At 37.7% G+C, this 22,963-nt stretch carries 20 protein-coding genes, 1 tRNA gene and 1 pseudogene; 11 read left to right on the top strand and 11 right to left on the bottom strand.

Annotated features, from left to right (window positions below; translation table 11 throughout):
- Positions 1 to 47: 47 nt before the first annotated feature.
- The gene (locus NF867_RS06315) at positions 48 to 1,043 is read left to right on the top strand and encodes an ABC transporter ATP-binding protein (RefSeq protein ID WP_252586891.1); all 996 of its coding nucleotides are present in this window, start codon (positions 48 to 50) and stop codon (positions 1,041 to 1,043) included.
- A gap of 2 nt (positions 1,044 to 1,045) precedes the next feature.
- On the opposite strand, the gene NF867_RS06310 is transcribed toward NF867_RS06315, so the two are convergent.
- Positions 1,046 to 1,264: a VF530 family protein gene (locus NF867_RS06310; protein ID WP_252587124.1), complete on the bottom strand. Its 219-nt coding sequence runs from the start codon at positions 1,262 to 1,264 to the stop codon at positions 1,046 to 1,048.
- Positions 1,265 to 1,384: 120 nt separating this feature from the next.
- Between NF867_RS06310 and NF867_RS06305 the strand changes: the two genes are divergently transcribed.
- On the top strand, positions 1,385 to 2,395 hold the full coding sequence (locus NF867_RS06305) for an LLM class flavin-dependent oxidoreductase (RefSeq protein WP_252586889.1): 1,011 nt from the start codon (positions 1,385 to 1,387) through the stop codon (positions 2,393 to 2,395).
- Positions 2,396 to 2,474: 79 nt separating this feature from the next.
- Here the strand turns inward: NF867_RS06305 and NF867_RS06300 are convergent, their stop codons facing one another.
- Positions 2,475 to 2,708, bottom strand: a complete 234-nt coding sequence (locus NF867_RS06300; RefSeq protein WP_256471363.1) for a helix-turn-helix domain-containing protein — start codon at positions 2,706 to 2,708, stop codon at positions 2,475 to 2,477.
- A 149-nt stretch (positions 2,709 to 2,857) separates the two neighbouring features.
- Here NF867_RS06300 and NF867_RS06295 point away from each other — a divergent pair, with 149 nt between their 5' ends.
- A complete protein-coding gene (locus tag NF867_RS06295) occupies positions 2,858 to 5,380 on the top strand; it encodes an outer membrane beta-barrel family protein (RefSeq protein WP_252586885.1) in 2,523 nt (840 codons plus the stop codon).
- Between the two features lie 14 nt (positions 5,381 to 5,394).
- Positions 5,395 to 6,471 carry a DUF1573 domain-containing protein gene (locus NF867_RS06290; protein WP_252586882.1) on the top strand — a complete coding sequence of 359 codons (1,077 nt, stop codon included), beginning with the start codon at positions 5,395 to 5,397 and terminating at the stop codon, positions 6,469 to 6,471.
- 99 nt (positions 6,472 to 6,570) lie between these two features.
- Here NF867_RS06290 and NF867_RS06285 read toward each other — a convergent pair whose 3' ends face one another.
- The 5 genes and pseudogenes from NF867_RS06285 to atpD all read right to left on the bottom strand — a co-directional run bounded on the left by NF867_RS06285 (position 6,571) and on the right by atpD (position 10,275).
- Positions 6,571 to 7,416, bottom strand: coding sequence for an IS3 family transposase (locus NF867_RS06285; protein ID WP_341870033.1), 846 nt, complete (start codon positions 7,414 to 7,416; stop codon positions 6,571 to 6,573).
- Positions 7,417 to 7,457: 41 nt separating this feature from the next.
- Positions 7,458 to 7,778 (bottom strand): hypothetical protein, encoded by a 321-nt coding sequence (locus tag NF867_RS06280; protein WP_252586880.1) that lies wholly within the window; start codon positions 7,776 to 7,778, stop codon positions 7,458 to 7,460.
- A 204-nt stretch (positions 7,779 to 7,982) separates the two neighbouring features.
- Positions 7,983 to 8,138: pseudogene (locus NF867_RS18450) on the bottom strand (helix-turn-helix domain-containing protein); the annotation flags it as partial.
- A 292-nt stretch (positions 8,139 to 8,430) separates the two neighbouring features.
- The gene (gene atpC / locus NF867_RS06275; RefSeq protein WP_252586878.1) at positions 8,431 to 8,682 is read right to left on the bottom strand and encodes an ATP synthase F1 subunit epsilon; all 252 of its coding nucleotides are present in this window, start codon (positions 8,680 to 8,682) and stop codon (positions 8,431 to 8,433) included.
- 87 nt (positions 8,683 to 8,769) lie between these two features.
- A complete protein-coding gene (gene atpD / locus NF867_RS06270) occupies positions 8,770 to 10,275 on the bottom strand; it encodes a F0F1 ATP synthase subunit beta (RefSeq protein ID WP_252586877.1) in 1,506 nt (501 codons plus the stop codon).
- Positions 10,276 to 10,532: 257 nt separating this feature from the next.
- Between atpD and NF867_RS06265 the strand changes: the two genes are divergently transcribed.
- The 3 genes from NF867_RS06265 (at position 10,533) to floA (ending at position 13,067) form a co-directional block, all read left to right on the top strand.
- Complete coding sequence (locus tag NF867_RS06265) at positions 10,533 to 11,441, top strand: SDR family oxidoreductase (RefSeq protein ID WP_252586875.1); 909 nt, start codon at positions 10,533 to 10,535, stop codon at positions 11,439 to 11,441.
- Positions 11,442 to 11,503: 62 nt separating this feature from the next.
- Entirely contained in the window at positions 11,504 to 11,965 is a 462-nt protein-coding gene (locus NF867_RS06260) for a redoxin domain-containing protein (RefSeq protein WP_252586873.1), read from the top strand.
- A gap of 130 nt (positions 11,966 to 12,095) precedes the next feature.
- A complete protein-coding gene (gene floA / locus NF867_RS06255; RefSeq protein WP_252586872.1) occupies positions 12,096 to 13,067 on the top strand; it encodes a flotillin-like protein FloA in 972 nt (323 codons plus the stop codon).
- A 69-nt stretch (positions 13,068 to 13,136) separates the two neighbouring features.
- On the opposite strand, the gene NF867_RS06250 is transcribed toward floA, so the two are convergent.
- A complete protein-coding gene (locus tag NF867_RS06250; RefSeq protein WP_252586871.1) occupies positions 13,137 to 13,802 on the bottom strand; it encodes an outer membrane beta-barrel protein in 666 nt (221 codons plus the stop codon).
- Positions 13,803 to 14,119: 317 nt separating this feature from the next.
- On the opposite strand from NF867_RS06250, the gene NF867_RS06245 reads away from it, so the two are divergent.
- The 3 genes from NF867_RS06245 (at position 14,120) to obgE (ending at position 15,959) form a co-directional block, all read left to right on the top strand.
- Positions 14,120 to 14,196 (top strand) — tRNA-Arg (locus NF867_RS06245).
- Between the two features lie 61 nt (positions 14,197 to 14,257).
- Positions 14,258 to 14,830: an adenylate kinase gene (locus NF867_RS06240; protein ID WP_252586869.1), complete on the top strand. Its 573-nt coding sequence runs from the start codon at positions 14,258 to 14,260 to the stop codon at positions 14,828 to 14,830.
- 133 nt (positions 14,831 to 14,963) lie between these two features.
- Complete coding sequence (gene obgE / locus NF867_RS06235; protein ID WP_252586867.1) at positions 14,964 to 15,959, top strand: GTPase ObgE; 996 nt, start codon at positions 14,964 to 14,966, stop codon at positions 15,957 to 15,959.
- Here the strand turns inward: obgE and NF867_RS06230 are convergent, their stop codons facing one another.
- Positions 15,960 to 16,682 (bottom strand): MgtC/SapB family protein, encoded by a 723-nt coding sequence (locus NF867_RS06230; protein WP_252586865.1) that lies wholly within the window; start codon positions 16,680 to 16,682, stop codon positions 15,960 to 15,962.
- A gap of 234 nt (positions 16,683 to 16,916) precedes the next feature.
- Here NF867_RS06230 and NF867_RS06225 point away from each other — a divergent pair, with 234 nt between their 5' ends.
- The gene (locus NF867_RS06225) at positions 16,917 to 17,552 is read left to right on the top strand and encodes a peroxiredoxin (protein WP_252586863.1); all 636 of its coding nucleotides are present in this window, start codon (positions 16,917 to 16,919) and stop codon (positions 17,550 to 17,552) included.
- 70 nt (positions 17,553 to 17,622) lie between these two features.
- Here NF867_RS06225 and NF867_RS06220 read toward each other — a convergent pair whose 3' ends face one another.
- Both NF867_RS06220 and NF867_RS06215 read right to left on the bottom strand, forming a co-directional pair.
- Positions 17,623 to 20,253, bottom strand: coding sequence for a TonB-dependent receptor (locus tag NF867_RS06220; protein ID WP_252586861.1), 2,631 nt, complete (start codon positions 20,251 to 20,253; stop codon positions 17,623 to 17,625).
- Positions 20,254 to 20,437: 184 nt separating this feature from the next.
- Positions 20,438 to 22,909 (bottom strand): TonB-dependent receptor domain-containing protein, encoded by a 2,472-nt coding sequence (locus tag NF867_RS06215; RefSeq protein WP_252586859.1) that lies wholly within the window; start codon positions 22,907 to 22,909, stop codon positions 20,438 to 20,440.
- Between the last annotated feature and the right edge of the window lie 54 nt (positions 22,910 to 22,963).

Genomic DNA, 22,963 nt, shown 5'->3' with positions numbered 1-22,963 from the left:
CTTTCTTTTTTGTAAAAGTTAATCAAAATGCATTATTTTTAGCTCCCATGTTAGCTATCCGTAATCTTCATAAACAGTATCCTGGTAATGAACAGTTTTCTTTAAAAAATATCCATCTGGATATTAAGCGAGGAGAAATAGTAAGTCTGGTTGGCGCTAGCGGTGGTGGAAAAAGCACTTTGTTAAAATTAATTTATGGAATACTGGATGCCGATAGTGGAGAAATTCTTTTTAATGATAAACGAGTTTATGGGCCTTCAGTAAACCTATTGCCCGGTGCAAAAGGAATGCATTTTGTACAGCAAGATTATAATCTGAATCCTTATGCCAAGGTTTATGATAATATAGCTCCAGTATTACCTAATACCGATTTGGAGTTTAAAAAGAACAGGATCCATGAGATTTTGGAGCTTCTCAATATTTTTGATTTAAAAGATAAACAAGCCATTAATTTAAGTGGTGGGCAGCAACAGCGTGTTGCCATTGCTAGAGCATTGGCTTCGGGACCTGATTTGTTGTTGTTGGATGAACCATTCAGCAACCTCGATGTGATCCTTAAAAATCATTTAAAAAGAGATTTGGAAGCATTAGTAGAAAAAACAGGTATTTCTATTTTGATGGTCACGCATGATTCAAATGATGCACTTTCGCTGTCTCATCGGATCATCGTTATGCAAAATGGCCAAATTGTTCAGGTGGGTTGCCCAAAGGAAGTTTATAACCGACCGAAATCTACGTATGTGGCCCGCTTATTTGGTGCTATTAATATTGTTGATGCAGCAGCGTTTTCAACCGTTTTCAATAGGGAAGTGCCTAAAAGCGGTAAGCTGTTAATTCATCCACATGATATTGGCATTTCATCAGTTTCTGGTATTCCGGCTAAAATTCTCAAAACCGAATACAATGGCAGTTTCGAATTGATCATTGTAGAGGTTGAAGGTTTAGGTAGAAAACTACAGATCAATTATCCATATATCGGAAGATTTAAAGCAGGTGAGCAGGTGTTTATTAGTGTAATGAGCTTTGCTGAGGTTGAAGGCTAAGTTTATTTACAAATTGTAAGGTAAAGTTCTTCAACTTTTTGCCTGGCCCAAGGGGTTTTTCTCAAAAATTTCAGACTCGATTTAACACTCGGATCGCTTATAAAACAGTTAATTCTGATTCGGTAACCCAATTCCTCCCAACCAAAATGGGCAACCAGTTCATTTAAAATCATTTCGAGGGTTTTTCCGTGTAAAGGATTGTTTTTTTGCTGCTCTAACATAGGTGCAAAAGTACAAATGAATTGATTAGTTAATACCTGAAACAAACTCATTGTTTCGTTGTCTTTATAAAATATCTTTTCTAAAGAATTTCTTTTGAAAGATTCTCCAAAATAAATTCCATGGCATTACGATTAAGTGTTTTAGATCAGTCGCCGATACGAAAAGGTGGAACTGCTGAACAAGCAATAAAAGAAACGGTTGAGTTAGCTAAACTAACCGACAAATTAGGATATACCCGTTTTTGGGTTTCAGAGCATCATAATACTAAAAGCCTTGCCGGGTCTACCCCGGAAGTATTAATTGCCCATTTAGCCGGAGAAACTAAAAAGATAAGGGTTGGTTCGGGTGGAATTATGTTACCCAACCATAGTGCATTAAAAGTGGCAGAGAACTTCCGTATGCTTGAAACTATCTTTCCCGGCCGTATTGATCTCGGGATGGGTAGGGCTCCGGGAACAGACCGAATCACGGCCTCGATTTTAAATCCTTCAAATACGTTTAGTGAACAGGACTTTGTTGAACAGTTGTCGGATTTGCAGCATTATTTATACGATACGGCTGAACCGGGAACCTTGCTGGGAAAAATTAATGTTACCCCTAATTCACAGTCGGTTCCTGAACAATGGATCTTAAGTTCAAGCGGACAAAGTGCTGTTTTTGCGGCTCACTTTGGTTTAGGGTTTTCGTTTGCTCATTTTATTAATCCGGTAGGCGGATCAATGGCTGTGCAGATGTACAAGCAGCGTTTTAAAGCAAATGGAAACTTTAAAGAACCCGAAGCCAACGCGGCATTCTTTGTGTTTTGTTCTGAAGATGAAGAAAAGATCAGGCAGCAACGCGAAATTATGAACTATCGTTTTGTTCAATTAGAAAAAGGACGATTTGAGCCTGTTTCGTACGAAGATGTTAAGAGTTATGATTACACCGACTATGAACAGCAACGAATAAAAGCGAATTACGACCGGATGATTTGCGGCACCCCCGAACAGTTAAAAGTAAAACTAGAACAATTGGCTGCTGAATATGAAGTAAATGAACTAATGCTGGCAAATATTGCCCTCGATTTTAAAGACAGACTACGTTCGTATGAATTACTTGCCGAAGTTTTTGAACTCAAGGCAAATAATTAGCGCATAAAAAAAGCGGTTAATGTCAAATTTAACCGCTTTTTTATCTGTTAATTGTATTGTTCATTCTACCATCAACAATCTATATCACATTTCGCCCTTCAATTTCCAGACTTTCTAAAAGTGTTGACGCAGGTATGTCAAATGTGTCAGCAAGTGAGAGAAGGTGATCAATTGATAAACCGGTTTCTCCATTTTCAATTTTCCAATAAGCGTTTTGGGAGATATTCAACCGTAATGCTACCCCATGCTGTGAAAGCCCTTTTTTAATTCTGATCATCCTTAAATATTGCCCTCTTTTTTTGTGAATGCTCATTTACACTTTTCGCCTTTCCTTCCCATACACTCCCACTATCGTTTTTACCCCAGCTTTTAATTAATATTTTATTATAGCCTATGGCTATTGAGTAGGATGTGCTCTTTAGTTACTTTCCGTGCTTATAAAGTAAATAGTTCAATAAACCTATGAATGACTTTTTAAGAACAGTAAGGATGCTTTACAATAAGCAAACTAATTTTTTGAGCTTGAAAGCCTATGATTTTATAAGAGTAAGGGTGCTCTCCACGCTGCTGTTTTCTCTCGCATTTTTTAATGCGGCCTTAGCACAGAATAATCTTAAGTTTTCAGGAACCATTGAAGATTGTGCAACAAAAAAGCCTTTGGCAAATGCATCAATTGAGTTTTTAAGTAATACTCCCGGAAGTAAGCCAATGATTGGTAACAGTGACCAGTTGGGTAGGTTTACTATTACAGTTCCCAAAAATGCAGTAGCAATTGCTGTAAACTTATTGGGTTATGAAGAGTTTATAGCGGATATAAAAAGCCTTAAGCAGCTTAGTGTAAAGGCTGATACGGCTTTTATAGAAAACATTTGCCTGAAAGCCAAAACCAATGAACTCAAAGAAATAACAGTAGTGGGTAAAAAGGATCTGTTGGAGTTAAAAAACGACAGGATCGTGTATGACGTCAAGCGCGACCCCAAAGCGGCGGCCAACAACCTGCAGTTTTTAATGAGTATGCAGCCTTTCTTCTCCATTTCGCCTGAAGGCAAATTAATGTATAAAGATAGGGTAGGAAACTACCTTGTTTACGTTGACGGAAGACCAAGTGGATTGGCACGTTACGATCCGAATGCTTTTTTACAGCTAACCCAGGGACGCACGGTTGATCATATAGAAATTATTACTTCTCCTTCGGCAAAATATGAGATGGGCGGTGCTTCCATTATCATTGATGTTAAAACCATTAAAATTGAAAACGGTTATACTGTTAATTTAAATACCAATGCTGATAGTTTTGGTGGCCGAAGCTTAGGTTTATCAGGTTTAGTGAGAACCGGAAAATGGGGCTTTAATTTTTTATCCGGCTTAATGAAAATGGCTAATCCTTCCGAATATCGCAATGGTTTCAGTAATGATTACTTGAATAAAACAATCGTGATCAATACCTCTAAAAATGAAAATTCTAATCGTTCGTTTAATAATAGCTTTGCAGTTAGTTATGAGTTGGATAAACGGCATTTGTTTAATGTTGGAGCTTCCATAACGAAAATGAGTTCATTAACCAATGGATTGACAACAAACAACATGTTTAATGCAGAGAATGTGTTTCTATATAATTATACCAATAATCGTAATTTTAAAAATGATCGGGATCGGTATTCCATTGATGCAGATTATCTGTACACATTTAAGTCTGATACCTTAAAAAAGACAAGCGCCTCGCTGAGTGGTGCATATCGTTATTCGGATGAGGAATCAGCTGATTTAGGAACTTATCTGATCAGTGGGAGAGCAATTTCATCGGGTCAAAAAACAGTACAGAATGGCAAGGATGGTGAACACACCTTGCAGTTTGATTATTCCTACACCAATAAAAGTAAAAAAGAATACACCATTGAAACGGGCTTAAAGTTCATTAGTCGTGGTAATGATGAGCATCAATTGTATTATCCTCAAAATGAATTAAGCTATTTCGCTTCTATCCCCACAAACACTTCTGATTTTGATTATGATCAGCAGGTGTATAGCGGCTATTTAAATTTTGCTAAAAACTACAATAAGCTAAAGGTGTCCATCGGATCACGTGCTGAATGGAACAACACTAAGGGCTTACCCACCTCTTTGGATCAGCATTATCAATCCTTTTCCTCTTCTTATGTTTATTTAATGCCTGTAATGAATTTGTTTTATTTGGTGAATCGTTCCAACCGGTTTAGTTTTTCATACAAATCTGATATTCAAAAACCCGGTTCCGGATTAGTTAATCCAAATATTACGGTTATGAATGATAGGCAAATTCAATATGGTAATATTAATTTAACTCCTGAGCGAAAGCATGTGTTAAATACCGATTATGCTTTTATGGGTAAAAATGGCTTAAATCTGAATTTTACATTAAGTTATGAATTCTGTAATAATGCTTTAGAGCGATTTTCATGGATGGATGCAGATTCGATCACCAATACTACCTGGTATAACTCAGCTACCTATCAACGAATACCACTATTGATAGGTGTCCGAAAGTCTTTCTTAGATGGTAAGCTCTCCTTCAGCCTGTCTGCAATGCTAATGAAGACCTGGTTTAACAACCGCTTAAGTGAACTGAAATCGGATGCTTTGTACTCATCGTTTTCCGGAACGCTAAACTATTCGTTTGCCAAAGGCCCAATACTTTATACCCGTTTCAGTTATGACGGCAGTAACACTACACTCCAGAATAAAATGGGAAGCATGTTTAGGAACTCAATGGGTTTATCTCATAGTTTTTTAAATAAAAAATTGGGCGTATCGTTATCTGTAACTTCTCCTTTTCAATCGCGGTTAATTACAGAAACCAATAGTTATGGCCTAAATTTCGAATCCTACTCTTCTTCAGTTAAAGAAAACCGACAATTTAGTATTACCCTAAATTACAGATTTGGTAAAACGTCTGTTCCTCAAAGGCGAAACACAAAAAAAATCAATAATGACGATTTAAGAAATTAAGACCTCTAGATAGTATGCCCAAATTTTTAAGAAAAACGATATTATTATTCTGTATAGCCTTAATTGGTTGTAGTCCGAAATCGGGAATAGAAATAAGGGAAGGCTCCATGCAACAAGCCATTAAAAAGGCAAAGCGGAAAAACAAAACATTAATTGCAATTACTACTCAAGGGGAGAATGCGATTTATGATATTCTCGCTAAAAATATTACTGATAATTTTTATAAGGAGTCTAATCCTTCCAAATACCTCTTTTATAAAATTAATGCAGGAAATCCTGAGAATAGGTGGGTAAGTCAATGGTTATATAATAATGGATATCCCTCCACGTACATTATATCTCCGAAAGGGAAATTTATTACAACTATCCAGCATGGTTATTATAAATGTTTTTTGGAGGTATTAAAACAAGTTGATCAATCAAAAACAGACTCCCTTTACAAATATTGTTCAAATCAATGGAACATTGAAAAGAAAGAACTTCCCTTATTTTTAGATCAGGTTTTACAGGTGAAATATGCAGAATTGAAGGGTCAGCATAAAAAAGAGTGGATGAAAGACAGTTTGTTAAATTCAATAGCTAAAAAGCCTTATTTCTACAATAATTACTTGCTTAGTAAATACTATTTTGCTGTTGGGGATACTACTCAGGCAAAAAAATATGCTCAAAATGCCCTAACCTTTAATGAAAAGCTGGATACGCTCTTGTATACCTCTCTAAGGCCTGAATTAAAATTTATTGAGGATAATAGCTTTCTGCAGAGTAATGAACCGGTTTTGGCTCTTGATAGGCCAAAGTATAGCCTTCGCGAAAATAAACCCGGAGAAGAGAAAGAAATTATAATTTACTTTATGAATAAAGGGAAAAGGACCTTAGTGTTAAAAAAAGTAAAATGCTCAGTTCCTTCAACCCGCTTAACCTGGGATAGAAAAGCAATAGCTCCCGGGGCACAAGCTTACATTAAAGCTCGCGTCAAACAGACCGGTGTTTTCGAAGACCAAATCCAAATTTTTTCAAATGCAAGTTCTGAACCTGTTGCTTTTTCTGTGAAATCTTACGACGATGTTAAATCTTATGCTGAAAAGCCATAGAAAATTGGATTGGGTGTTAACGAAAGCTAGCATATTGTAAGGTCCTGAAATAGGTTGACTATTTTTGTGATACAAATTTTTATAAAAAACCTCAAACATCTACAAAAATGCTTGAGGTTTTTTTGTAGGTTTATCACAGCTCAGATGCGGTCTTAGACTGTTATAATAATTAACACCTTGGTGGGTTAGCTTAGCCGCTTGTTGATGGTCTTCTAGTTCTTCACCCAAACCAAACTCATCTTTCAGGATGCCGTTCATCCGTTCGGCGATCGCATTTTCATAAGGATCACCATTTTCTGTCATGCTAATTTGAATCCCGTTTCTTTTCAGCTCATTGACATAGAGTTTACTGCAATATTGCAAACCGCGATCAGAATGGTGAATCAGTTGTTGATGAGGATATTGCCTGTTCTTAAGCGCCATTGTCAAGGCTTTCAATGAAGAAGCTGCTTCTAAGTCAGCACAAAGCTCATAACCCATTACCTGCTTGGAATAGGCATCGGTAATCAGATGCAAGTAAGCATTACCCTCTCGGGTGGCCAAGTAGGTAATATCGGCTACCCACAATTGTTCAGGTCTGTTCAAATGAATGTCTTTGATCTTGTTAGGGTATTTATGCATCCAGTGTTTAGAAAAGGTTGTTACGGTATATTTCTTTCGTTTACTAATCAGCAAGCCTTCCCGTCTCAACAGTCTAAACAACTTATCCCGTCCTATTTTCAACTGCTTGCAGCTAAACTCCTCCTTCAGCAGGAAATGCATTTTCCGGGTGCCTAAACGCGGTAACTGTCGACGTAGCTGCACCACTGCTGCCAGGGCCTGCTTTTCGTTACCTGAAGCATCTTTGAAATTGCTACACTGTTTGTAATAAGCTTGTTTAGTATAGCCAAACAACTTGCAAAACATGCTCACTTTCCGCGGGTAGGTTTTGACAAGCTCTTGAATTGTTTGGCTGCGTCGTTTTTTAAAATACGGATGCCTTCAGCTTACTCTGCAATGGAAATGAGCTTTTCATAGGCCAATAGTTGCAGCTTGGCTTCTTTCAATTGTTGTTCAAGCTCCTTGATACGCTGTTTTTGAGGGTCTTTCATAGGACGGCCTGTTGAACCTTGTTCAGGGTAGTGTAACTTACCGTATTTTCGGCACCATTCCAATACCCGGGAATTTCCTCCTATGCCATATTTTAACTGAATCTGATCTTTGTTCAAGATCCCCTTTTCATACTCGGCTACAACTGCTCTTTTGAACCATTCCCCATACTTGACAGAACGGGCTCCTGATTTGATTTTGTTCTCTTTGATTTTCATTTTGTTGACTAGTTTTTAGTCAACTTTTTTCAGGACGAGACATATAAAAGCAAAAAGCCTGCTTAATTTCTTAGGCAGGCTTTGTCATTTCTTTTTATAAATTTCTTCTTCTACAACACCATCGGCAAGTACAACTACTTTGTTTTTAAGTACTTCTTCAATCAGGCCTCCTAGGGAAGAGTTTGCCCTTTACAAAGCTTCTTATTAATAACCTAGCTCATTTAGTAATTCACTTGATGTTATTTCAAAAATTGCTGCTAGCGAATTTAATTGATCTACTGTTAGGCTCGTTCTACCATTTTCAATCTTCCAATAAGAGTTTTGGGATATATTGATTTTAAATGCTACGGACTCCTGTGATAATCTTTTTTTATTCTAAGTGCTCTCAAATAGAGGTGACTTTCCTCTGTTTTTGATAATTTGTCGGACATGCTGTTGTTTTTTAATTTGACGAATTAAGTGAGGTAGACGGGGTAGTCGTTTGTGATTTTTTTGAAGTCTTATTTCAAAGCTAGAATTCAGACTGTTAATGATACAGAGGGGCCCTGTTGGGCGCAAATTAAGGTTCTTAACGGAAGGTCAATATTTAGGCATAAAAAATCCCGCTAAATTTGATTAGCGGGATTTTTTATTTCTTTAGAAAAATTATTTCTTATTCTTCTACAACACCGTCGGCAAGTACAACTACCTTGTTTTTAAGTACTTCTACCACACCACCTTTAATGTTGAATAATTCCTGAGATTTATCAGTTAAGCGAATTTCTACTAAACCGTTATCTAATGTAGAGATAATGGCAGCGTGATTTTCCAAAATCTGGAATGAACCCGCTTTACCAGGTACGGTTACCGAAATTACTTCGCCCGAAAATACTTTTTTATCAGGTGTTAAAATGTCTAAAATCATAGTATTAAGATTTGAGATGTGAGATTTGAGATATGAAATTGAAGACCTTTTTGTCTCAAATCTCATATCTCATATCTCAAATCGAAATTACGCGTTTGCTTCAGCTAATAATTTTTTACCTTTTTCGATAGCATCTTCGATGGTACCTACAAGGTTGAATGCTGATTCAGGATATTCATCCACTTCACCATCCATAATCATATTGAAGCCTTTGATAGTATCTTTGATATCAACCAATACACCTTTTAAGCCGGTAAACTGCTCAGCTACGTGGAAAGGTTGTGATAAGAAACGTTGAACACGACGAGCACGTGATACAGTTAATTTATCTTCTTCAGATAATTCATCCATACCTAAGATCGCGATGATATCTTGTAACTCTTTGTAACGTTGTAAGATGTTTTTAACACGTTGAGCGGTACCATAGTGAGCATCACCTAATACAGCTGGAGAAAGGATACGTGAAGTAGAATCCAATGGATCCACCGCAGGATAGATACCTAACTCAGCAATTTTACGACTCAATACAGTAGTTGCGTCCAAGTGGGCGAAAGTAGTAGCAGGAGCAGGGTCAGTTAAGTCATCGGCAGGTACGTATACAGCCTGTACTGAAGTAATTGAACCACGTTTAGTTGAAGTGATACGCTCTTGCATTAAACCCATCTCAGTAGCAAGTGTTGGTTGGTAACCTACCGCTGAAGGCATACGACCTAAAAGCGCTGATACCTCAGAACCTGCCTGAGTGAAACGGAAAATGTTATCGATGAAGAATAAGATATCACGACCACCCGATTGCTCATCACCATCACGGAAGTATTCAGCTACAGTTAAGCCTGACAACGCAACACGAGCACGTGCACCAGGAGGCTCGTTCATCTGACCGAACACCAATGTAGCTTTAGAGTCTTTAAGTTTGTCTTTGTCAACTTTAGAAAGGTCCCAACCTCCGGCTTCCATAGAGTGTTTAAACTCATCGCCGTAGTTAATTACGCCTGATTCAATGAACTCACGTAATAAGTCGTTACCTTCACGAGTACGCTCACCAACACCAGCAAATACCGATAAACCTGCATATGCTTTAGCGATGTTGTTTACCAACTCCATGATCAATACGGTTTTACCTACACCGGCACCACCGAATAAACCAATTTTACCACCTTTTGCATAAGGCTCTAATAAGTCGATAACTTTAATACCGGTGAATAATACTTCAGTTTCGGTACTTAATTCGTCGAACTTAGGTGGTTTATTGTGAATTGCGTAACCGCCTTCATTAGAAACTTGGTCAATACCATCAATCGCTTCACCAACAACGTTGAACAAACGACCTTTGATAGCGTCACCGATAGGCATTTTAATAGCTGAACCGGTATCAACAGCGTCCATACCGCGTACTAAACCGTCAGTAGAGTCCATCGCTACTGTACGTACACGATCCTCACCTAAGTGTTGCTGTACTTCTAGTACAACTTTCTGTCCGTTCTCTTTTGTTACGATTAACGCGTCGTAAATCTTTGGTAAAGTAGCATCGTTTGCAAAGCTAACGTCAACTACAGGACCGATGATCTGAGCAATTTTCCCAATATTTGGCATAATTTTGAACTTTTTTCTTTGTTATTAAGCCTTTTAAGGCTGAATTTTAAGTGTCGCAAAGATAAATTTTTTTAAAGAAATGCAAACCCCTTTTTTCATCATTTTTTAACATTCTTATACAAGCTCATTATAAAATTTAGTTAATTCGAAAAATCTATTCTAGATAATCCTGTTTGTTTTAAAAAAATGGCAAAATTTGCTTCCGAAACAATAAAGAATAGGAAACTAATTAGGTCTTTCTTTCAGCACTATATAATATGTCAAAAAAAGTATTGATAACGGGCAGCAATGGCTTGTTAGGTCAAAAATTACTGGATAAAATCCGTAATAATTCACAATTTGAGGTTATAGCCACTGCAAAAGGTGAGGATCGCTATTGTGAGGAGGGGTACATCTACGAAAGTTTAGATGTAACCAAAAGAGATGAAGTATTGAATATCATGAATATATATAAACCGGATCATGTTATTCATACTGCTGCTATGACCAATGTGGACGCCTGTGAAGCTGAAAAGGAGTTGTGTAAGCAGTTAAACGTTGACTCGGTGGCCTATTTTATTGAAGCGTGCAAGGCAAACCAATCACACTTTGTTCATCTTTCAACTGATTTCATTTTTGATGGAGCTAACGGGCCCTACGACGAAGATGCAGCCCCGAATCCCTTGAGCTACTATGGACAAACTAAACTTGAGTCGGAAGAACTGTTGAAGCAAAGTGATATTGACTATGCAATATTAAGGACTATTATTGTTTACGGTGTAGTAAAAGATATGAGCCGAAGTAATATTGTACTTTGGGCAAAAGGAGCATTGGAAAGCAAAAAATCAATTAATGTTGTAAATGATCAGTTCCGTAATCCTACCTTGGCTGAAGATTTAGCTGATGCTTGCATTCTTGCAGTGGAAAAAAAGGCTCAAGGAGTTTTTAATGCTTCAGGAAAAGACTTTATGAGCATTCTCGAAATAGTGGAGAGAATAGCTGATTTCTGGGGTTTGGATAAATCATTGATCACTCCAATTTCTGCCGAAGGCTTAAATCAACCTGCTAAACGCCCGGTTAAGACTGGTTTTATTCTGGATAAATCAAACGCTGTACTAGGATATCAACCTCATACGTTTGAAGAAGGCCTGGCAATAATGGATAAGCAATTGGCTCTAATTAAGTAGTTGATCTGAAATGTTCATAATTAATCGTATTTAAATAAATTCGTAGTATAAACTCTTAAAATATGTCATTAACTATCGGCAGCAAAGCACCAGAATTTAAACTTTTCAATACCGAAAAAGCAGAAGTTTCACTAAGCGATTTCAAGGGTAAAAAAGTAATCATCCATTTTTTTCCATTTGCTTTTACCAGTGTGTGTACCACTCAGTTGTGCACTATGCGAGATAATTTCGGTTACTATGAGGGAATGAACGCACAGGTTTTAGGAATCTCAATTGATACTCCTTTTACCTTAGCTAAGTATAAGGAAGAAAATAACTATCAGTTTCCATTACTTTCTGATTTTAACAAAGAGGTATCAAAAGCCTTTGGCGCGCAATATGAAATATTTGCAATGGGCTTAAAAGGAGTGGCTAAACGAGCTGCTTTTGTGATTGATGAAGAAGGATTTGTTAAATACGCAGAGGTGTTGGAGAATGCAGGTGAGCTGCCAAATTTTTCGGCAATAAACGAAGCACTAAAATAAATCTTTCGTAAAATATTAAACGAGCCGTAGCCATATTGGTTACGGCTTGTTTTTTATAATCAAGGTTAGTTTGATTTTTTATTGCATATTTAGGCATCAAACAATCTATCGTTTAAATCAGATATAATCAATGGAGCCAATTACCCTAATATTATTTGTTGTAGGCGCAATTATAGCGCTTTTCGTTTTTCTTTACCTTTTTCCTGTAAATCTTTGGTTTACTGCCTGGCTTTCAGGAGCACCGGTGAGTTTAATTAATTTGGTACTGATGCGTTTACGTAAAGTGCCACCTGCATTGGTAGTAAATGCGATGATCACCTCCACAAAAGCCGGTTTGAAAATTACCAGCAATGACATTGAAACACACTATTTGGCTGGTGGGCACGTGAATAATGTAATTAAGGCCTTGATTTCTGCGGATAAAGCAAATATTCCTTTAGATTTTAAACTGGCTACAGCTATTGATTTGGCTGGAAGAGATGTGTTTGAGGCGGTTCAACTTTCAGTAAATCCTCGTGTAATAAACACTCCCCCTGTGGCCGCTGTGGCTAAAGATGGTATTCAGCTTGTAGCTAAAGCTATGGTTACTGTTCGTGCTAATATTAATCAGTTAGTAGGAGGGGCTGGAGAAGAAACAATTCTTGCACGTGTGGGAGAGGGAATAGTAACTACTATTGGTTCAGCTGTAAATCATAAAGAAGTATTGGAGAATCCTGATCGTATTTCTAAAGTGGTTTTGGGAAAAGGATTGGATTCAGGAACCGCCTTTGAAATTCTTTCTATTGATATTGCAGACATCGACATTGGTGAAAATATTGGTGCAAAACTGCAAGCCGATCAGGCCGAGGCCGATTTGAAGGTGGCCAATGCCCGTGCCGAAGAACGCAGAGCGATGGCGGTGGCTTTAGAGCAAGAGATGCGCGCTAAAGCGCAAGATGCCCGTGCAAAAGTAATTGAAGCTGAAGCTGAGATTCCTAAAGCAATGGCAGATGCATTTAAATCAGGTAATATGGGTATCATGGATTATTACCGCATGCAAAATATGAAAGCTGATACCGAAATGCGTGAATCGATTTCGAAACCTAAAGGGGATAAAAAATAAGAAGTTAGAATTGAGAAATGAGATGTGAGATATCTTTGAAGGATATTCCTCACATCTCAATTTTTTTATCTAGTTCAAGTTCAGCGTTAAACCTCCGCCAAGTATAAGTTGTAGCATTGATGAATAACTGCTAACACCTGCTCCTGCTCCCCCTGTACCAAAATATAAACCTCCTCCTACCGCTTGTACTGAAGACAGTAGACTAGCCTGGAGTTTTAGGGCAACTTTAGGTGTAACATAGATATTTGCTCCTCCTTTTATACTCCATGCAAATTTAGTGGCACTATCACTTTTTTTATTATTTGGGTTAGTAAGATCTAAAATAGCCACACCAGCGGCAAACCCGCCAAATGGTTCCACTTTTGGATTTACTTTCACATAACCATTTCCACCTAGCATTATAAAGTTTAGGCCTAAATCGAAATTGGTTTTATCTATATGGTCTACGATGTCATTTGGATCATAATAAGTTAAAGGAGCTTTGGTGTCCTGGCGAAAATAACTGAGTTCTACACCATATTGTTTAGCGCCATTAGTAGGTAGCATGTATTCGATACCGAGACCCCATTGAAAGCCGCCGTTAACTTGGCCCTCGAAAAATCTTGTTTCACTGTAGTATGAATCAATAGCGTCGTCGAAAACATAAGATGTATAACCGTTAATTCTGAAGTTTTGGGCGGAGACACTCAATGAGGTGCCAATAACAATTAAGAGAATGATAGAGAGCTTCTTCATAGCGAATTTATTAGTGTTTATAGGAATGTTTTTAATTTAGATATTATCAATTTAAGCATTAATCGCTGCATTTAAAAATACTGCATATAACTTAATCTGATGTTTCAGTAAGGAAAAAGTGATAATTTTTAAATGTGATAAGTACTCAAAAAGCACTTGATAGGATCTTTGAGAATAACGAAATGAAATTTATTTGCCTGAAAATGAAGCTGAAATAATATACAGTCAGTTTTTTTTGAAAAATCTTTTGGCAAACTTAAAAACCTCCTTATATTTGCACTCCCGTTACAACGATAGCGGCCTTCAAATAAAAAGAAGGACCCATAGCTTAATTGGATAGAGCATCTGACTACGGATCAGAAGGTTAGGGGTTCGACTCCCTTTGGGTCCACCAAAATTCAATCAATAGCCTGTCAGCAAATGGCAGGCTATTTTAGTTTTTAACCAACTTAAACATGCTGAACTTAGTTTTATTCGGCCCTCCGGGAGCTGGCAAAGGAACTCAATCACAAAAGTTAATCGACAAGTACCAGTTGGTGCATTTATCAACCGGAGATATTCTTCGTGCTGAAATTGCAGCCGGTACCGAATTGGGTTTAGAGGCAAAGAAGTTGATGGATCAGGGAGTTTTGGTGCCAGATGAAGTGGTAATTGGTATGATCAGTAATAAACTTGATGCCAATGTCGATGCTAAAGGATTTATTTTTGATGGTTTTCCAAGAACTGTTGCTCAGGCAGAGGCCTTGGATCAGTTATTAACTTCAAAAAATACGGCCATTTCTGGAATGATCGCATTAGAAGTTGAAAACGAAGAATTGAAAAAACGCTTGTTATTACGTGGTAAAGATTCTGGTCGTGCTGATGATCAAAATCCTGAAATTATCCAAAAGCGTATCGACGAATACAATAATAAAACTGCTCCAGTAGCTAATTACTACAAGGGACAAGATAAATTTACCGGTGTATACGGTATTGGTGTCATTGAAGAAATTTTCAATAACATCTGCACTGTTGTAGACTCCTATTAATTTTAAAAATACGATTTAGGAAGTACGAAGTCAGAAGTAGGAAGCTGTTTCCTTCTCTGGTTTCGTACTTCTTTCTTTTAATCGTAGTAATTAAATTTTTAACTTAAAGAGTTCAAATCTTAATATTCGACTTATGAGTCAGGGTTCCAATTTTGTTGATTATGTACGTATCTGTTGCCGTTCAGGTGCAGGTGGTGCCGGGTCTTCCCATTTACACCGTGATAAAAAGACTGCTAAAGGTGGTCCGGATGGTGGTGATGGCGGTCGTGGAGGCCATGTTATTGTAAGAGGTAACAGTCAACTTTGGACACTACTTCACCTTAAATACCGTAAGCATGTTATTGCTGAAAACGGCGAAGGTGGTAGAGCTGCTTTGCAAACAGGGGCACAAGGTAATGATGAAGTACTGGAAGTGCCATTGGGGACAGTAGTTAAAGATGCTGAAACTGATGAGATTATAATGGAGATCACACAGGATGGAGAAACAAAGGTTATAACACCTGGAGGAAGAGGAGGCTTAGGAAACTGGCATTTTAAATCACCAACAAATCAAACACCGCGTTTTGCTCAACCTGGAGAATCTGGTAAGGAAGAATGGAGAGTGCTTGAACTGAAATTATTAGCCGACGTAGGTTTGGTAGGTTTTCCAAATGCTGGTAAATCAACTTTGTTATCGGTGGTTTCTGCTGCCAAGCCTGAAATTGCTGATTATCCATTTACCACTATGGTGCCAAATCTGGGTGTAGTAGCTTACCGTAATAATAAGTCGTTTGTAATGGCTGATATTCCGGGAATTATTGAAGGTGCTGCTGAAGGTAGAGGCTTAGGATTACGATTCTTACGCCATATAGAACGAAATTCGGTGCTATTGTTTATGGTTCCTGCTGATAGCAAGGATATTAAGCAAGAGTATGAAATTTTATTAAGTGAAATTCGTCAGTTCAACCCCGAGCTTTTAGATAAACCAAGAGTATTAGCTATTACCAAGAGTGATATGCTCGATGATGAATTGATTGCTGAAATGAAAAAGGAGTTGCCGAAGGGTATTCCTGCTCAGTTTATTTCATCAGTTGCTCAGAAAGGGATCACTGAATTGAAAGATTTATTGTGGAAAGCAATTAATGAATAATTAGCGATTATCCACTTCAACTTCCCAAAAGGCTAGTGATACATCATTATCATCATTTATCTGTTGCATAATCTTTATGATATCGGAATTGTTGGCCTGATAGCTCAATACCTCGATGGAGATCAATGATTCCTTTTTTACTTTGTCGTATTCAAGGGTAAGATTAATAATGCGCATCTTAAACTTGTCGATATAAGCAAGCAGCTGATCCCTTATCCTGTCTTCAGCGGTTATGGCACAATTGACTTTTAACGTATATCGGTGTTCACCAGTTTCGTAGGTAGAATATTTGTTCACTACTTTTTTGCCTAATGGACGAAGCAAAAGATGAGAAAGTAGTACAAAAATACTCCCCACAACAGCTTCGTACCAAAAGCCCATTCCGCATAATGCTCCAATGGCACCTGAGCACCAAATGGTAGCAGCTGTATTTAACCCAGTAATATTAAAACTGTCTTTCATAATTACACCGGCTCCCAAAAAGCCAATGCCTGATGCGATTTGTGCTACCACCCGCGCGGCACTGGATTGATCACCTAATATCCTTACACTTACAACCACAAAAAGTGCTGAACCTACCGATACTAATGCATTAGTTCGCATTCCAGCCATTTTATGGCGCAACTGACGTTCTGTACCAATTAATGCTCCTAAAAGAAAAGCTAACAGAATTCGTAATTCAGGATAGTTAAGCTGGTATTCGCTGGGAATAAATGTTTTCAAAATGATGGTCGTTATTAAAATAAATATTTAAATGTCAGTTCCTTACAAAGGAACCTTAAATCCTTATTTATTAAGCTAAAATAAGGATTTTAATGATTAGAGGCAGAGCTGATTATAAGGCTTTACTTGTTTTTTATTTTAAATCTATTTAACCAATAGGAAAACTATTTTATTGAATAATTGTTATTAAATTTGATTATATTAAAAATTCAAACCCGATAAAAGCAACATACTATGGAACTGAAACTTGGCGATATCGCCCCTAATTTTAAAGCGCAAACAACTATTGGAGAAATCGACTTTCATGATTATTTAGGCAATAGCTGGGGTGTTTTTTATTCTCATCCAGCCGATTATACTCCGGTTTGTACTACTGAACTTGGACGAACTGCACAATTAAAGGCTGAATTCGATAAACGAAATGTAAAAGTAATTGCCATTAGTGTAGATCCCCTGGAATCACATTTAGGTTGGATCAAAGACATTAATGAAACTCAAAATACGGAAGTGAACTTCCCGATTATTGCCGATCCTACCAAGGAGGTGGCTAATCTTTACGGTATGATTCACCCCAATGCTTCTGATACCCTAACAGTGCGTTCGGTTTTTGTCATTGGTCCAGACAAAAAGATCAAATTAACATTAACTTATCCGGCCTCAACCGGAAGAAATTTTCAGGAAATTTTGCGCGTGATCGATTCATTACAATTAACAGCTAATCACAGTGTGGCTACCCCAGTTGATTGGAAAGACGGTGACGAATGTATTATTGTTAATTCAATCCCAACCGAAGATGTTCCCGCGCGTTTCCCTAAAGGCCATCGAATTGTAAAACCTTATTTGCGCTATACACCGCAGCCTAACAAATAAGTTGTTTTGTTTAGGAACGAAAAAGGAGCTTATCGATAAGCTCCTTTTTCATGTTTAAAATAGATGGTTTTTAAAAATTAAAGCCAAATCGTCCAAAGAAATAGGCCCCGCTAAAGCCCATTTGAACCGCATCCCACATGCCTCCACTTTCGGTTGCTGCAGGGTCGTGGTGGCTAGGATAAACGTCGAATATGTTATTGCCTCCCACAGTAAAATTAACATGTTTATTAAAGGTGTAACTATAAGAAAGATCAGTAGTGACTTTTGCAGCATATTCATCTACTTTATCATTCCAGTTCGTTAAGTCTACTCCAGAGAATTGATTGAATCGTAAGAAAATCTCTGATTTTTTCATTCTGTAATCAAAGCTTAAATTGATTTTAAAATGTGGTGCTGAAGCAAGCAAGAAACTTTTTTCACGCGGTCCAAAATAAATATCTTCTTTGCCCTCTAATGCCGGAGTTGTATGAATGGCATCTAATTCCATTTTATTAAAGTTGGCAGCAAAGGTGGTGTTTAAGGTATTGGCCCCTAGAGGGATTGCATAGGAAGTTATGATGTCAAGACCATAAGTACGGGTGTCAACAGCGTTTGTAAAGAATTGAGCCGCGCCAACGTTCATTTCTTCTAAAGTAGAGCCAATGACATCATCGTCACTGGTAAATAAACCAGTAAGTACAATGCGGTCTTTTACTTGTACCCAGTATCCATCAAAAGTTAACGATAAATTATTAATTGGTTTTGCAGTGAATCCTAAACTCGCATTTAACGATTTCTCTTCTTTTAACCTCGGAATACCCGCTTTAAATGCCAGGTCGCTATGGTTCGGAGCAATTACCTGGTCAACAATTTTACCGGCAGCAACATTGGTAAACGTTGAACTAAAAGCAATTTGCGGTAATGAAGGAGCCCTAAAGCCCGAACTAAATGATCCACGGATATTTACATTTGGTGATGCTTTGTAACGCGTTGCAATCTTAAAGTTTGTAGTAGAGCCAAAATCGCTATAGTTTTCAAATCTTATGGCAGCCGCTACCATCCATTCTTTAGTTAAATCGAATTCGGTATCCAGGTATCCACCAATGTTATTACGAGATTGTGATATCACATCTTTGGGTTGAAAGCCTGGGAATCCTTGGGCTCCTCCAGGTCTGAATGTTGTATCTGGGGGAGTAGTTGTATTATCGATGCTAAAGATAACGGGTCCGTATTGTTTCCATGAGTCCTCATTCCCGGCAAAAATTTTATATTGTTCATTTCTGAATTCAAGTCCCCAGGCCAAACTTATACCGTTACCGTTTAAGGCCTTTTGTAATGTTTTACTAAAGTTGGCGCTTACATCAAACTGCCCTAAATAAAACCCTCCAGCTTTAAAACTCGTTGGAGAAGCTGCTTCTAGTGATGCATTTAAGGTGTGAGTAACATCATATTCAAAACGGTTTCGGCCGTAGGTTGCATTGAAGTCCGAGTTCCATCCCCAAATTTTGGTGCGTACTCCGCCAGAACCTGAGTAATCGGTAATATTTGATCCAATATGTGGGTTGAATCCATTCGGATAAATTTCTATCACATTTCTCTCACTTTCCGGGTCACGTGTCCAGGCAAAGGCATCGCCATCGCGCTTGTTAAGCCCTCCGAAAAAATAAACTTCGGCGTCTTTTTTCAAGGGAATACGGCTGTTGAGCATAAAAGAGTAGTTGGTATAAGAGGCATCGCCAAATTCTGCGCGGTAATTATCAGGATATAAGGTAGTGTAGTTAGGGCGATAGGTTTTGTCTTTATGATCTATATCACCTGTGATATTAAAAAAACCGCCTTTACTGCCAACTTTTAGCCCATAATTTACATTTCCACTATATTGTTTTCCGTCCCAAATGCTTTTTAGTATCATATCTGATCCTGATTCCAATGAACCTCCATAACCGGTTGAATTACCTCCGGCAGTAAAGTTCAGATCTAATTTGTCTGTCGATTGTTTTAGTACAATGTTAATAACCCCCGCAATGGCATCTGAGCCATATTGAGCACTGGCTCCGTCACGTAAAATCTCTATTCTTTCAATTGATGCCGAAGGAATGGCATTCATATCCGTACCTGTATTACCTCGTCCTCGGGTGCCATAAAGGTTAACCAGTGAAGATTGATGACGTCGTTTACCGTTAATGAGTACCAAGGTTTGGTCGGGGCCCATGCCACGTAAGGTAGCTGGTTCAATATGATCGGCTCCATCAGACCCACTTTGCTTGTTAGCGTTAAAAGAGGGTGCCGCATATTGCAGGATAGTGTTAATATCCACCATACCGGTTGCATTAGCAATTTTGCTAACAGGAATCAGATCTACCGGAACAGGCGAGTCTGTTACCGACCGTTTTAGATTCCGTGTTCCCACAACTTCTACTTCTGCAAGTGAACTGGTGTTTTCATCGAGTGTTGCGTTTAAGGTGGTTTGTCCGTTTAATTTTTCTTCATGATCAAAATAGCCAACATTAGAAAAAACAATAGTTGCAGTTTGAGAAGAACATTTGAAGGAGTAATATCCATTGGCATTTGTGCTGTTTCCATTTGTCGTTCCCTTTTCAGTTACACTTGCCCCGGCTATGGGATTTCCTGATTTATCGGTTACTCTGCCTTTGAGGGTAAATTGGGCTAATGCGAAATGGCTTAATGTGAGTGTAATAAGGATAAGTAGTGCTTTCTTCATAATAAGTTTATTTGTGGGGTTAACTTACTATAAGTTAAGACTATGTATTTGTAAAGTCAAGTGTATCAGTGGTTTTGCTATGAAGTTTCTGGTAAATAAAAATAATAATAAGTAAATAATTACTTTGAAAACAAAAAAGAGGTCACCGATTGGCAACCTCTAACTAAATGATTAATAAAAACTATTAATCTTTACCTTGTTTTGCTCTGTTTGCCTCTTCGTTACTGCTTGTGCTATTATGTTGAGATGTTTTTAAGTTAGAATTTCCGAAGCGATAAGTAAATGAAAGGGTGGCAACCCTGCTATCCCAACGGTTTTTTACATCAATATCCATAGTTGAATATTTGATTTTTCCTTTAAACTGTTGGACATTGAAAATATCGTTTACGTTTAACTTAATTGACCCTTTTTTATCTAATATAGATTTTTGTACTCCGGCTGAAATCTGCCACATTGGGTAGATATCAATAATGCCCTCAATCATTTTTGAGTTATAAAAACCGCTTACTTCACCGGTAAACCCTTCAGCAAAAGTAAATGTGTTTTGAGCGTTAAAACTAAAGGTGGTTTGCTGACGATCTACAATGTCATTTAAGTAGTGGCCTTTATAACCACTATGGTAAACATTAGCATAGGCGTTAGCACTCCACCATTTGGTAAAGTTAATAGGTGCACTAAAGCTTATTCCGTAGTTATCCAAGGTACTTAAGTTGGCCTTGGTGATATAAACTGAGTTAGGCTTTGCACCAGGAGCAGTTAAGTCAGTCATCACATCGGTTGTTTTGCTGTAATTTATAGTGGTGGTGTATTTGCCTTTTAGTATGTGACTAAATTCAACCCCATTACTAATTTGTGGTTTTAAATCAGGGTTCCCTTGTTGGTAGGTGTAGGGGTCGAGTTCATTACGAAATGGGTTTAAGCTTTCATAATCCGGACGGTTAACCCTGCGGCTATATGAAACTTGTAAGGCATTGTTTTTATTCACTTCGTACTTAATGTAGGCCGTTGGAAACAATTGAAAATAGTTTCGCTCGGTAATATCGTTAGTTGTACGCTGGTTTCCTTTTGTGCGGGTTTGTTCGCCACGTAATCCTAATTGGAAACTGAATTTTTTAATTTCTTTACTAAAATTTAGGTAGGCTGCATTGATGTTCTCATCATAATCAAAATGATTTGATGTTTGTGCGTTCAATTGCCAATCGCCGTTACTTAATTGGTCATAGTAATCAATTGCATTTTTAGTTGATACAAAACTGCTTTTCAATCCGGCATCAAATTTTGCCGATTTACTTATTGGGTGTGTATAATCAACTTTCGCGGCTATAATATTGGCACTTGAAGGAATCAACCCTTTTTGAATCAATTGAGGCGTACCAGGATCTTCCACCCCTTGTTGATTGTAAAAAGTAGTATTGTATAACTGATTTGAACCATACTTATTATGAGCAAAATCAATGTCGGCACTTAACTCACGACCGTTTGAATCAATACTGTATTTGTAATTGGTGTTGTAAGTAAAGTTATTCCAGTCTTCATTAATATGGTTTTTTGAGAAAGAGCTGCCTTCTGTTTCCATACCTGGATTTACTTTTTTCGAGTAAGTAGGATTTTGGCTTTCCCAAACTCCAATACTTCCGTTTACCAAAAAGCCTAATATTTGTTTAGGAGTTAAGAAGATATCAATACCGGTTTTAAAACGATTGTTTTGTGAAGGCATTTCCATTTGAGCGTTTTGTAGCATAATATGACTTAAGCTACCTTCATCATAAAAACCACGAGCAAGGTTAAGATCCTGCATATTGGTGCGTTTGCTGAAATTATAGTTTCCAAATAGGTTATAATAGGTTTGGCGGTAATTCATATTGATGCCCGCGTTTCCTTTACCATAATTACCCTGTCCAAATGAACCATTTACACTGCCATTAAAACCTGTATTAGTTCCTTTTTTCAACTTAATGTTGATCACTCCGGCATTGCCTGCCGCATCGTATTTTGCCGGCGGGTTGGTCATAATTTCAACCTGGCTAATGCTGCTCGATGACATGTTTTTTAACATATCGGCCACTTCGCTATTCGACAAATAAGTTTGTTTACCATCAATCAATACCACTACACCGCTTTTTCCCTTCAGGCTGATATTTCCTTCATTGTCAACGGTAATACCAGGCGCTTTTTGCAGTACTTCAATAGCCGTACTTCCATTACTGGTAATGCTGCTTTCAACATTTAAAACCGTTTTATCAAGCTTTTGCTCAATTAACGGACGCGATCCAATAACAGTAACCTCTTTCAGGCTTTTAACAGCTTTAGCCAAGGTTATGTCTTCGATATGTTTTTCAGTCGCATCGGTTTTTATTTCAAATACGCTCGAATAGTAGGGTTGATAATCAAAAGAAGAAATAGAGAGCAGGTATTTTCCTTCCTTAACTTTTACAAATTCAAAGGTTCCGGTTTCGTCAGTAGTCAATCCTTTTACCGAAACCGAATCTTTGGCCCGTAAAAGAGCTATAGTTACAAATTCGGCTGGTTTTTGATCCGGAGATTTTACTGCGCCATAAACTTTTGTTATTCCGGTATTAGATGGGATAGATTGCGCATTGACAGTACAGGTGAATAAAGTCAATATTGTGAGCGCAAATGTAAAGAGTGTTTTCATTGTTTGTTGTGTTAGTAGTTTTAGTTGTTGCTTTTCAATTTTAGTTGTTGTTTT

The sequence above is a fragment of the Solitalea agri genome, from assembly GCF_023914155.1.
GTDB classification, from domain to species: domain Bacteria; phylum Bacteroidota; class Bacteroidia; order Sphingobacteriales; family Sphingobacteriaceae; genus Solitalea; species Solitalea agri.
This window is presented reverse-complemented; position numbering and strand designations above follow the sequence as displayed.